We start from the raw sequence: 11,767 nt of genomic DNA, 5'->3' as shown, positions 1-11,767 counted from the left end.
CCTGTCGCAGTGTGCCTGTTACTTGGCGGCGACCACGTTCACCGGGAACGTGGCGGTCACCTCGGGGTGCAGCTTGACCTGGACCTTGTAGGAGCCCGTGGTCTTGATGTGGCCGGGCAGCTCGAGGCGCCGCCGGTCCAGGGCCGGACCGCCGGCGGCCTTGACCGCGTCGGTGATCTCGGCCGGGGTGATCGAGCCGAACAGGCGGCCGCCGTTGCCGGAGCGCGCCGTCAGCGTGACCTTGAGGCCCTCGAGCTGGCCCTTGACCTCATTGGCCTGGCCGAGGTCGCGAATCTCGCGGGCTTCGCGGGCCCGGCGGATGACCGCCACCTGCTTCTCGGCGCCCTTGGTCCAGGCGATCGCGAAGCCCTGCGGAAGCAGGTAGTTGCGGCCGTAGCCGTTCTTGACCTCGACGATGTCGCCGGGGGTCCCGAGACCCGACACCTCATGGGTGAGAATGATCTTCATCTGGGTGCCTCCTCTCAGCGCGCCGAGGCCGTGTACGGCAGAAGCGCCATCTCGCGGGCGTTCTTGACCGCGCGGGCGATCTGCCGCTGCTGCTGGGAGTTCACACCGGTGACTCGCCGAGCGCGGATCTTGCCCCGGTCGGAGATGAACTTCCGCAGCAGCTGGGTGTCTTTGTAGTCGATGTAGGTGATCCCCTCCTTGTCGAGCGGGTTCACCTTCTTCTTCGGCTTGCGCAGTGCCGCAGCCTTCGCCATTGCTCTTGCTCCTGATGTCATGTCGCGTGCCGGGCGGCAGGGCCGCCCCGCCCGCTAGAAAGGTGGCTCGTCGTCGAAGTTGTTGCCGCCGCCGGAGCGGCTGCCGGAGGGCTGGGCAGGGGCAGCCGTGGCCCAGGGGTCGTCGAATCCGCCGCCCCCACCGCCGCCGTTGGCCTGCTGCCGGTTGCCACCACCGCCGGAGGCGCCGAAGCCGCCCCCACCGCCGCCGGAGCGCGACATCTTCTGCACCTTCGCCGTGGCGTAGCGCAGCGACGGGCCGATCTCGTCGACCTCGAGCTCGATGACGGTGCGCTTCTCACCCTCGCGCGTCTCGTACGAGCGCTGGCGCAGCCGGCCCGTGACGATGACGCGGGCGCCACGCTGAAGCGACTCGGCCACGTGCTCCGCGGCGTCGCGCCAGATGTTGCACGCCAGGAAGAGCGGCTCGCCGTCCTTCCATTCGCCGGATGCCTTGTCCAGGAACCGCGGCGTCGATGCGACGCGGAACTTGGCGACCGCCGCACCGGACGGGGTGAAGCGCAGCTCAGGGTCGTCGGTCAAGTTGCCGATGACCGTGATGGTGGTGTCTCCTGCCATGACCTTCTCCTCGCGTCCTCGCGTTTGCTGGGATGAGACTCGCAGAGTCCTACGACAGAAACGACGGGGACGGTAAGTCAGCGCGTCTCGGGCCGGATGACCTTGGTACGCAGGATGGACTCGTTGAGGCGCAGCTGACGGTCCAGCTCAGCCACGGCCTCCGGCGTCGCCTGCAGGTCCACGACGGCGTAGATGCCCTCTGACTTCTTGTTGATCTCGAACGAGAGCCGGCGACGGCCCCACACGTCGAGCTTCTCCACCGAGCCGCCCGCGGTACGGATCACGTTCAGGTACGTGTCGAGCGACGGGGCGACGGTGCGCTCCTCGAGACTGGGGTCGAGGATCACCATGAGTTCGTAATGACGCAAGACGTTCTCACCTCCTGTGGGCTTAAACGGCCACGGTCTCTCCGTGGCAGGAGGTCTTGCTGTCCGCCGCCGTGCGACGTCGTGGTCGACCCACAGCAACGCCGTGGAGCGATTGGCCCACGGCGGTCACCCGGCGGACCGGGCAAGCATACCGGCGCGCCCACCGAGCGCAAAAACCCGCCGAACAAACCGGAACGGCCCCGTCCGGGCAGGGACGGGGCCGTTCGTGGGAGAGCCGCGGGGCGTCCGGTCCGCTTTCGCTGGGTGGGACCTGGGGAGGAACGACCACACCGATGAGGTTGGACGCAGCCGCCCCGCGGAGCTTTCTGACCGGGAGTCTACGCCATCATTGCCCGAGATGCACGTTGCGCCACTATTGCCCGAATCGTGCCTGAAGACACTCCCGCGGCGCAGACCAGAGCGGTCAGCGCCAGCAGGCCGATCGGGGCATCGTCCGGCACCGGCGGCAACGCCGTGGGCTCCCCGGCGCTCACCACCGCCGCCGGCCCAGCGGACGTCGTGCCGGGGACGGCATCGGTGGTCGGCGGACCCTCGACCGCGGTCACGCCGGTGGCCAGCGAGCTGGGGCCGCCCGGCGGAAGCCCCGCGATCACGGGTGCGGCGGCCACCGTGTCCCTGCGGGTGGGGCCATCCTGGGACCCGGCGTTGTTACCGCCGACCGGCTCGATCACGGCCGTGGTCGGTGCGGTCGTGACCGGTACCGGTCGCGGCAGGGTCGGCCGCGAGGTGCCCGGCCGGACGGTCGGGGGCCGCTGCGGGCGGGTGGTCTGGGTCACCGGCGGCGGCACGGACGAACCAGCGCCCACCGAGTTCGACGGCGTGCCCTGGCCGGACGGGGTCGTCGTCACGTTGGGGGAGCCGGACGGCACCGGGATCGGGACCGGCACGCTCGACGGCGGCACCGAAGTCTGCGTGGGCGGCGCGACGACCGGCGTCGACTCGTCGGTCAGTGCGCACGTCGGGTCGTCCGTCGGTGCGCTCAGGGCCCGCACGAACGTCGCCTCGGTGGCGCCGTGGCGGCTGACCGGCTTGCGGTGGGTGCCGCGCTGCGCCACTACCCGCTGGGGGCTGGCGCCCCGCCTTTTCGCCCGGACCCGTTCGGCCCGGGCCGTGACGACCTCCAGGTCCGGTGTGGATTTGCAGGCCAGCTCGAGGGTGTGCGCCCCGAGGGACGCCCCGGGCCGGCCCTCGGCGGACTGCTCCGCGCTGGCGTTCTCGTTCGTCAGCAGCGGGGCGCCGAGAAGCAGGCCGCCCAGCGCCATCGCCGCACCCACGTGTCGGAACTGACGCGACATGCACCCATCTCCCCGGTTCGGCCGGCCTGCACCGGCGCATTGACCTGCAGAATCCCTCGGTTAACGAGACGCGGAGGAGCCCGGTGACGCACGGCGTCGCCGACTGGTGCATCCGGTTACGTCGTACCCCCGTCGTAGGCTCGACCCATGCGCATCGGAGCCCATGTCGATCCCGGCGACCCCCTCGCCGAAGCCGCCGCCCGCAACGCGGACGCGGTGCAGTTCTTCCTCTCCGACCCGCAGGGCTGGAAGACGCCCGCCCCGCGCCCCGACGCCGAGGCTTTGCGCGCCTCGGACGTGGCGGTCTACATCCACGCGCCGTACATCGTGAATGTGGCCACGCTCAACAACCGCATCCGCATCCCGAGCCGCAAGCTGCTGCTCACCCACGCCCGGGCGGCGGCCGAGATCGGCGCGCGCGGCCTGATCGTGCACGGCGGCCACGTCGGCGACGGCGACGACCCCGCGGTCGGCGTCGACAACTGGCGCAAGACTTTTGCGTACGCGGAAAAGGAGGGCGGCCTGCCGCTGCCGGTCCTGATCGAGAACACCGCGGGCGGCGAGCGCGCGATGGCCCGCCGCTTCGACAACCTCGCCCGGCTCTGGGATGCGATCGGCGAGTTCGGTGCGGGCTTCTGCCTGGACACCTGCCACGCCCACGCGGGTGGCGAGGAGCTGCTCGGCATCGTCGACCGGGTGAAGGCCATCACCGGCCGCATCGACCTGATCCATGCGAACGATTCGAAGGACCCGTTCGACTCGGGCCGCGACCGGCATGACAACCTCGGCAATGGCAAGATCGGGCCGGACCTGGTGGTGGCAGTGATCCGTGCGGCCGGGGCACCCGTCATCGTCGAGACGCCCGGTGGCGCGGCTGGCCAGTCCGCCGACATCGCCCTGCTGCGGGAGCGGGCGGGCAGCTGACGCAGCGGCAGGAGGTGATGGCGTGACAACCGACCAGCCGCAGCTCAGCCCCGACCCATCGGCCATGGCCGACCAGCCCGCCAACACGCCGACGAGCGAGCGAAGACCCACCGAGGCACCAGCTTCGGCGCAGCCGGGGGACAAGCTGGACCAGGGCCGCTCGGAGCTGCCCGCCACCCGGCCGCCCGGCGCGCCCCCAGATCCGTGGACCGCGTTCGCCACCACCCCGGAGCGCACCCCCGGCCGGCTCCGTCGAGCCGTCCGCGCCCTGCGCCGCGGCCTGATCCACGAGTACGCCCTGGCCGGCTACGCCTCCCTGCTCCTCGCAGTGGCGATGACCTGGCCCGCCCTGCGCTACCCGCTGCGCACCCTCCCGCAGGACCTCTACGATCCGTCCCGCCAGGCCTGGCAGGTCTCCTGGGCCGGACACATCCTGATCACCGACCCGGCCCGGCTCTGGCACGCGAACGCGTTCTTCCCCCTGCCTCACTCGTTCGCGTTCGGCGACAGCCTGCTCGGCTACGCTCCCGCCGGGATGCTGGGCACCGGACCGGACGCGGCGGTGCTGCGCTACAACATCCTGTTCGTCCTGGCCCACGCGCTGCTGACCCTGGGCGGGTACACGTTGATCCGCCAGCTCGGCGCCCGGCGCACCGGTGCCGCGGTGGGCGCGGTCGCGTTCGCGTACGCGCCGTGGCGGCTGGCGCAGGAGGGCCACCTCGACATCGTGTCGGTCGGCGCGATCCCGTTGGCGCTCGCGATGCTCGCCCGCGGGCACGGCTGGTCCCTGCGGTACGGTTTCCGGCCCGCCCGACGACGCGCCCGCTGGGCCGTGGCGGGCTGGTTGCTGGCCGCCTGGCAGATCAGCCTCGGTTTCGCGCAGGGCCTGCCCTTCGCGTACGTGCTGGCTTTCCTGGTCCTCGTCGTGCTGGTCGCGGCGCCGATCCGACGACTGCGCCGCCGCGGCCAGGGCCCGGTGCTGGGGTGGCGGCTGCTCGTCACCGACCTGCTGGGGATCCTCATCGTGGCCGGTGTGGGGCTGCTCATCGCGCTGCCCTACCTGCGTGCCGGGGCCACCGGCCCCGCCGGGACGGAGGTGCGGTTCTTCTCGCCGCCGGTGCACAGTCTGCTCATCGGCCCGGCCGAGTCCCGGATCTGGGGTGCCGCGCATGCGGTTCCGCGCGCGTCGCTGCGCTGGGCCGCCGAGATGAGCCTGTTGCCGGGCTTCGTCCTGTACACGCTCGCCCTGGTCGGCCTGGTCTTCTCCATCTGGACCTGGCGTCAGCGCTTCGTCATGCTGCTCGCCCTCGCGGCCGCGGTGGTGCTGACGCTCGGCACCACCGTCTTCGACGGCCGCTGGACGTACCTGCCGCTGTTCGGCCACCTGCCCGGCTCGTTCGGCGTGCGGATCCCGGGCCGTCTCATGCTCTGGGTGACCCTGCTGCTGGCCGTGCTGGCGGCGGGTGCGGCCGACGAGTTCGTCCGGCGCGCCGAGCAACTGTCCGCGCAGCGGATGCCTCCGTGGCCGGGCCCGTGGCTACGCGCGGCCACGCTCGTGCCACTCGCTCTGGTGCTGGTCGAGGGCTGGGGGGTCACCGCTCATCCGGTCGTTCCCCTTCAACCCGAGGCCATGCGTACGGTCGCCAGCTCGACTCTGGTGCTGCCCACCTTCACACTGAGCGATCAGACCGTCATGCTCTGGTCGACGTCGCGGTTCCAGCCGCTGGCCAACGGCGGTGGCGCGTTCGCCCCGGCGCACCAGGCGGAGCTGCGCCGCAACGCGGTCACGTTCCCGGACCAGGCCAGCATCGCGTACCTGCGCGGGCTCGGGGTGCAGACCGTGTTGCTGGTGCGCTCGCAGGCGGCGGGCACCCCGTGGGAACGCGCGGGCGATGTTCCGGTGGATCCACTCGGAATCACCCGGGAAGACCTGGACGAGGACACCGTTCTGTTCCACATCCCCTGACATCAGTCAGACGGTGACGGGCACCTCGGGCGGCTGCGGGGTCGACGGGCGCTGCGGCCGGCGCAGCTGGGCCACCCACGGTGCGTCCGGTGCTCCGTCCAGCTCACCACCGTCCGGATCGTCCGCGTACGTGCTCCGGACGGCATCCCGCTCCGGCCGCCACATGTCCCGCACCACGAACCCGCAGAGCACCGCCACGGTGATCAGGCGCAGCGTCGATGCCAGCACGAACGTCCCCTCCGGAATGACGGGCTTGCCGCCGGCCCCGAGCAGTTCGGCATAGAACGCGGTGAAGTACCCGATCTCGGCGACGCTCCAGGCGAGGATCGCGCCCCACCGCGGGCGGGCCAGCACGATCAGCGGCAGCAGCCACAGCACGTACTGCTGGGACCACACCTTGCTGAAGATGAGGAACGCCGCAACGACGAGGAACGCGGCCTGGGACAGACGCGGGCGCCGGGGCGCCAGCATGCACACCACGGTGACGGCCAGGCAGCTCAGACCGAACAATGCGTACGTGACCCAGTTCAACGCGGGAACGTGGTCACTGAGCCATTGGAACGGGCCCTGGTTCCCCGGGGTGCCGGTGTTCCACTTGCCGTCGAGGTAGCGACCGATGTACCAGAACGTGCCCCAGTCGACGGGGCGCTCGGTGTTGAGGTCGAAGAACCGGTTCCAGCTTGTCCGGTAGGCCAGGAACACCGGGAGGTTGACGATCGCCCACGCGGCGACCGCCGTACCGATGGCGGTGAAGGCGGCCCGCAGCCGGGCGGAGCGCAACCCGAGAACGAGGATCGGGCCGAGGATGAACAGCGGCCACAGTTTGGCGGCCCCGCCGAGGCCGAGCAGAATCCCGGCGAGCGCGGGCCGCCGCCTGGCCCACGCGTACAGGCCGAACATGGCCAGTCCGATGGCCAGGAAATCCCAGTTGACCGTGGCGGTGACGAACAGGATCGGTGACAACGCGAAGATCGCGGCGTCCCAGGGTCTGCGGCGCCGCAGAGCGAGGATGACCGCGGCGGTGGCGACCGCCAGTGCGCAGAGTACGAACGCGTTGGCGTTGTAGAACCACTTGCCCTGGTTGATGCCGGGGAACTTCTGGCCGAGCGCGTGCACCGGCAGCCCGAGCGCCCCCATGAAATAGCCCGTGACCACCGGATACTCCACGGCGTGGTCCCGGTACGGCACCTTGCCCTGGTTGAGTTCCTCGGCGTAGTACAGCGCCAGCACATCGGTGTAGCAGAACCGCGTGTACTGGATGTTCTTCTGCCAGTCGCCGTCCTGGCACGGCGACTTCTGCACCCAGTGCAGCGCCAGGGTGAGACAGGTCAGGGCGAGGACGATCCGCGCCGCCGTCCAGAAGCGGTTCGGCCGGGCCTCTGGCGGCACGGCATGGCCGCCCAGTGGCCCGCCGATCGCCTCGGAGAGCCCGCGCACGAAGCCGTCCGAGGATGCGGGGTGGTCCTGCGATCCGGACCGTTCGACGTCTGTGGACGACTGCGTGCTCATGACTGGGAATCATGCCCTACCCGGACGCGCGAAGAGGGCGCCGCACGCCGAACTGCCCCGCGCCTGGGTTCCGCCGTAGGTGGTGAAATGTGAGGTGGATACCGGACCCGAGTGGGCCGTCGGCGCAATGACCAGACGACGACGCAAAGGCGGGGTGGGGGAATCAACGGATGTGCCGGGCGCACCGCCGGCCAGGATCACGACCTGAAACTGCGCCCCGCGCGTCGGCATGATCCCGGGAACGGCCGCAGACGGCGGTCCTCGGCGGACGTCCTGATCGATCGGACGGGTCGCGATGCGGCCCGCCCGATCGGTGTCGGTCTCACTCAGAACTTGGCAGTACAGCCCAGGAGGTTCGGCGTGTTGTCGAACTCACTGTCGTACTCCCACCGGCACGCACGTGCTTTCATGCCTTTGTCGTTCACCATCCGAGTCCAGGTGGAATCCCCATCGTCGTACGTCAGGCGCTTCCTACCGCTCGAGTCGAAGCTTTCCACGGTGACGTAGCCCAACATTCCGGTCCTTGTGTTCCTGGCCCAGGCGGTCCGACAGAACGGGCTGTATCGCAATTCGACGCCGGAGAACGTCCCCTTCGTCACTGCATCGGAGCCGCACGTCGGCGAGCCGGCCCTGCCGCCAACCTTGTAGGACTGCGGATCCTTGCCGTCACAGATCGCTCCGCACCCGGCAGGCGCAGCCTGTGCCGGAGAGGCAACCATGAAGCTTGCCGCGATGGCAAACAAAACACTGATCAGGAGAGTTGCTCTAATCCTCAGCAAGACTACGAGTCCCCGTTTCCTTGTCGCGCGATTGCCGGATCTCCACTGTGCACCGGATGGCCGTGGACGCGCCGACGCGGTCGCGCGCCGGAACCACAGTGGTCACCGACGCGGGATTGCCATGGCAGGCCCCGTCAGGCCTCTCGATCGTCCAGCGCCGATGGATGCTATCCGGCCGAGAACTGGGTCGGCATCTGAATTTCTGCAGTAGGACCCGCACCACAGTTGCCAGCGACAACTCAGGCGCCATCGTGATTGCGGTGATCCGTGGCGACAGCCCGGTGGCGGACATCAAGAAGCGGATCGTCGACTATGCGCAATCCAGGAACGGTGAACGCTGGACCTGAGTGACGACGGCCTGGACGCGGTCGAACATGTCAGCGGGGCGCTACTGCCCGTCGAGATGCGACAGTGGTGGGGTCGGCACGACGGCGTGCACCGCCGTGTCCAACACCCGGCTCGGAAACTGTTCGCAGTCCATACCGGCCGGACGAGGCGAGGGACACGTCGTCTGCCCGAACCGTGGCTGATCCATCCAGCCACGCGCCCACGACTTTGCACGCTCCTCTTAACAGGATCGCGAGGTGCATGCAGGGGTCGTCGAACATGCCCATCGGCGAGTCAGGTCAAGGCACCGTTGGGCAGCATCCTGCCCCTTTTCGTCCGTGATGGTCCCAGGCGCCAGCGAATTCACCATGATGGGCCGGGCTCTTTGATCGAACCCGGCCCATTGTGCTACCCGCCGGCTCCGGGCGTGCTGTTGGTATCCGGCGTATTACCGTTGAGGAACTGGCCGGGGAACGTGGTGGGTGGATCGCCGCCGTTGTTGTTGTTTCCACCGTCGTTGTTGCCACCGTTGTCACCGCCGGGCCCGTTGTTCCCGCCGTTGTTCCCGCCGCCGTTGTTTCCGCCGTTGTTCCCGCCGTTGTTGTTTCCGCCCGGGCAGAGGAAGCCGATGAGGCACTGCGGCTGCTCGACCGGCGGCGGGGGCGCCACGCCGTTCTGGAACGGGCTGTTGGGATCACCGGTGCGCTGACGTTCCGGGAAGCGCTCGACCTTCCAGTCGAGCTTGTCCGTGACCTTGTCCATGAACATCTTCCACACCGCACCCGGCGTGCTGCCGCCGATCATGCCCTTGCCGGTGCCGTCGGGTCCCTGCTTCAGCTGGACCTTCCCCTTAGCGCCACCGATCCAGACCGCGGCGGCCAGTTGTGGGATGCCACCAACCATCCACGCGTCACCGTTGCCGCGAACGGTTTCGCCCTTCTTCTTGATGTTGTACTCCCAGGTGCCGGTCTTGACCGCGGCAGGCCGGTTGTTGCGCAGCACCTTGTTCGCGTGGTCCGGGATCTTCTGCATGACGCCCAGCAGGTCGCTCATCTGGTCCGCGGGGAATTCCGGAACACCTTTGACGTTCTCGTGCCAGAACGCGACCATCTTGCCGGTGACCTCATCGCGGCGGCTGACCGTGGAGATGAAATGGGCCTTGTGGTAGACGCCGCCGTTGATGAGGGTCGCGATTCCGTTGGCGTGTTCCAGCGGCAGGACCCGGTACTGGCCGAAGCCGGTCTCCGGAGCGAAGTACTTGTTCCAGGTCGAAGCGTCGGTCTTGTCCAGGTCGATCATGAGGCCCTGGGGATTGCTCTTGAGGCTGTCGGTCCAGATGTGGCGGATGCCTGCCGACTTCGCCGCCTCCAACACCGCCGACGGCCCGAGCTTCTCGGCGATCCAGTAGAACGGGAAGTTGTACGACTGAATCGTCGCCTTCTCCAGCTGACAGAACGCGATCTGACCATTACACACGGTGCCGGGATCCGCCCCCGCGTTGCTGATCTTCCCGCCCTGCAGGCGTTCCAGATTGCCATTCCAGTGGGTCTCGAACGAGATGCCCTTCTTCAGGCCCGCCGCCAGCGTGTACGGCTTGAAGGATGAGCCGGGCGACTGGCCGCCGCCCTTTTCATCGATTTCCCCCGTGTCGCCCTTCATGTATCCCGCGTAGTCGAGACCATTGGGATCGTCGCCGCCGTAGTAGGCCTTTACCTGGCCGTCGGACGGATCGATGGCGACGAGCGCAGCCTGGTACGAACTCGGCTTGTCGTGCATCGGAGACTCATCGCTGGACCGCCGCGCGGACTCCTCCGCGGCCTTCTGGATGTCCGGGTCGATGGTGGTCTTGATGTCGAGCCCGCCGCGACGCTGCTCGTCGTCGTCGATGCCCATTTCGCGCAGTTCCTGCTTGACATGCCGGATGATCATGCCGACCGGCTTGTTAGCGGCGTCGCCGCTGGACTTGCCCTTCTCGATCGGACGCAGCCCCAACTTCCGGTCCGGCCAGACCGCGGCGGCACGCTGCTCCGGGGAGATCCACTTCATCTCCAGCATGTTGTTGAGGGTGTACTGCCAACGGTCTTTCGACGCTTGCGGGTTGATGTTCGGGTCGAATCCCTGGTGGCCACCCTTGACCGGCTCGGGCTGCTTGATGATCGAAGCGAGAACCGCCGCCTCGGAGATCGTGAGCGCCCTCGGGCTGTCCGGCGGGGCGAGCACAGACTTGCCGAAGTAGCCCTGCGCCGCCGCCTCGATGCCGTACCGGCCTTCGCCGAAGTACACCGAGTTCAGGTAGAGGCCCATGATCTTCTGCTTGTTGTACTTCGACTCGAGCTTGCGGGCGATCACCGCCTCGCGCAGCTTCCGGTTGTAGCTGATGTCCTTGAGGTCGGCAGCGTGCCGCGCGTACTGCTGGGTGATCGTCGAGGCGCCCTGCTTGTCGCCGCCGGTGAAGTTGTTCCACGCGGCCCGGGCGATGCCGAGGAAGTCGATGCCGTGGTGGTCGTAGAAGTTCTTGTCCTCGGCGGCCGCCACGGCGTGCTGAACCATCACGGGGATGGCCGCATCCGGGACGACGGTCCGGTTCTGGCTGCCGAGTTTGGCGAGAACCTTGCCGTCACTGTCCCGAACGGTGGTCGACTGGTCCTCGGACTTCTGCTGTGGCAGGTCGACACCGTCGAAGAACCAGGTGCCCCCGACGACGCCGGCGCCCAGCAGGATGACCACGACCGCGGCCGCCGCCGTGAGGACGTTGGTGCGCCGCCGGCGCTTGGCAACCTTCGTCAAGTCCTTGCGGTTCGGACGGCCCACGCCGCCGCCACCGTGCTCGTCGAACCCGCCGAAGCCGTCCGGACCGGCCGACGGACGCACCGCGGCACGGGCCACGGCGGCCCGGCCACCGTACGATCCGGTGCCGCCCGCGGCGCCGTACGCCGCGCCGACCCGCGCCGAGCCGACTGAGGCGGCGCCGACCGCGGCGCGGCCGGCGGGTGCTCCGACCGACGCCGAGCCGCGCGGCGCCCCGACGCTGGCCTGACCTGCGGTGCCACGCCGGTACGCGTCCGGGGCAGGACGGGCTGCAGCGCGGGACGGGTCGCCGTCCGGGCCGGTAGCAGCGGACGGCCCGGGCACTCGGGCCCGGGCGCGTGCTGACTGCGAGTCGCCGTTCGAATTCATTCAGTCACACCTACCGGTCGCGGTGGCACGCCCGAAAAGCCGGGAAGGGCTTCCGGGGGCTGCGCCACTAGCGGTCGTCGTG

11 protein-coding genes are annotated in these 11,767 nt (G+C 69.2%); 3 read left to right on the top strand and 8 right to left on the bottom strand.

Features of this window, described 5'->3' with window-relative positions:
• Positions 1-18 precede the first annotated feature (18 nt).
• The 5 genes from rplI to ACMCNO_RS01150 form a co-directional block, all read right to left on the bottom strand.
• Positions 19-468 carry a 50S ribosomal protein L9 gene (gene rplI, locus ACMCNO_RS01170; protein WP_412747571.1) on the bottom strand — a complete coding sequence of 150 codons (450 nt, stop codon included), beginning with the start codon at positions 466-468 and terminating at the stop codon, positions 19-21.
• 14 nt (positions 469-482) lie between these two features.
• The gene (gene rpsR, locus ACMCNO_RS01165; protein WP_412747570.1) at positions 483-722 is read right to left on the bottom strand and encodes a 30S ribosomal protein S18; all 240 of its coding nucleotides are present in this window, start codon (positions 720-722) and stop codon (positions 483-485) included.
• 54 nt (positions 723-776) lie between these two features.
• Complete coding sequence (locus tag ACMCNO_RS01160) at positions 777-1,319, bottom strand: single-stranded DNA-binding protein (RefSeq protein ID WP_412747569.1); 543 nt, start codon at positions 1,317-1,319, stop codon at positions 777-779.
• Between the two features lie 77 nt (positions 1,320-1,396).
• Positions 1,397-1,687 (bottom strand): 30S ribosomal protein S6, encoded by a 291-nt coding sequence (rpsF, locus tag ACMCNO_RS01155; RefSeq protein WP_106128737.1) that lies wholly within the window; start codon positions 1,685-1,687, stop codon positions 1,397-1,399.
• A 338-nt stretch (positions 1,688-2,025) separates the two neighbouring features.
• Entirely contained in the window at positions 2,026-3,003 is a 978-nt protein-coding gene (locus ACMCNO_RS01150) for a hypothetical protein (protein ID WP_412747568.1), read from the bottom strand.
• A 147-nt stretch (positions 3,004-3,150) separates the two neighbouring features.
• Between ACMCNO_RS01150 and ACMCNO_RS01145 the strand changes: the two genes are divergently transcribed.
• Positions 3,151-3,927, top strand: coding sequence for a deoxyribonuclease IV (locus ACMCNO_RS01145; RefSeq protein WP_412747567.1), 777 nt, complete (start codon positions 3,151-3,153; stop codon positions 3,925-3,927).
• A 64-nt stretch (positions 3,928-3,991) separates the two neighbouring features.
• Entirely contained in the window at positions 3,992-5,893 is a 1,902-nt protein-coding gene (locus ACMCNO_RS01140) for a hypothetical protein (RefSeq protein WP_412753573.1), read from the top strand.
• A 6-nt stretch (positions 5,894-5,899) separates the two neighbouring features.
• Here the strand turns inward: ACMCNO_RS01140 and ACMCNO_RS01135 are convergent, their stop codons facing one another.
• Complete coding sequence (locus tag ACMCNO_RS01135; protein ID WP_412747566.1) at positions 5,900-7,402, bottom strand: glycosyltransferase family 87 protein; 1,503 nt, start codon at positions 7,400-7,402, stop codon at positions 5,900-5,902.
• Between the two features lie 326 nt (positions 7,403-7,728).
• Positions 7,729-8,181 (bottom strand): DUF2690 domain-containing protein, encoded by a 453-nt coding sequence (locus ACMCNO_RS01130; protein WP_412747565.1) that lies wholly within the window; start codon positions 8,179-8,181, stop codon positions 7,729-7,731.
• 56 nt (positions 8,182-8,237) lie between these two features.
• Between ACMCNO_RS01130 and ACMCNO_RS01125 the strand changes: the two genes are divergently transcribed.
• On the top strand, positions 8,238-8,528 hold the full coding sequence (locus ACMCNO_RS01125; protein ID WP_412747564.1) for a hypothetical protein: 291 nt from the start codon (positions 8,238-8,240) through the stop codon (positions 8,526-8,528).
• 388 nt (positions 8,529-8,916) lie between these two features.
• Here the strand turns inward: ACMCNO_RS01125 and ACMCNO_RS01120 are convergent, their stop codons facing one another.
• Entirely contained in the window at positions 8,917-11,685 is a 2,769-nt protein-coding gene (locus tag ACMCNO_RS01120; RefSeq protein ID WP_412747563.1) for a transglycosylase domain-containing protein, read from the bottom strand.
• Positions 11,686-11,767 lie beyond the last annotated feature (82 nt).

Origin of the sequence: Krasilnikovia sp. M28-CT-15 (assembly GCF_047159595.1) — a bacterium.
Taxonomy (GTDB): domain Bacteria; phylum Actinomycetota; class Actinomycetes; order Mycobacteriales; family Micromonosporaceae; genus Actinoplanes.
This window is presented reverse-complemented; position numbering and strand designations above follow the sequence as displayed.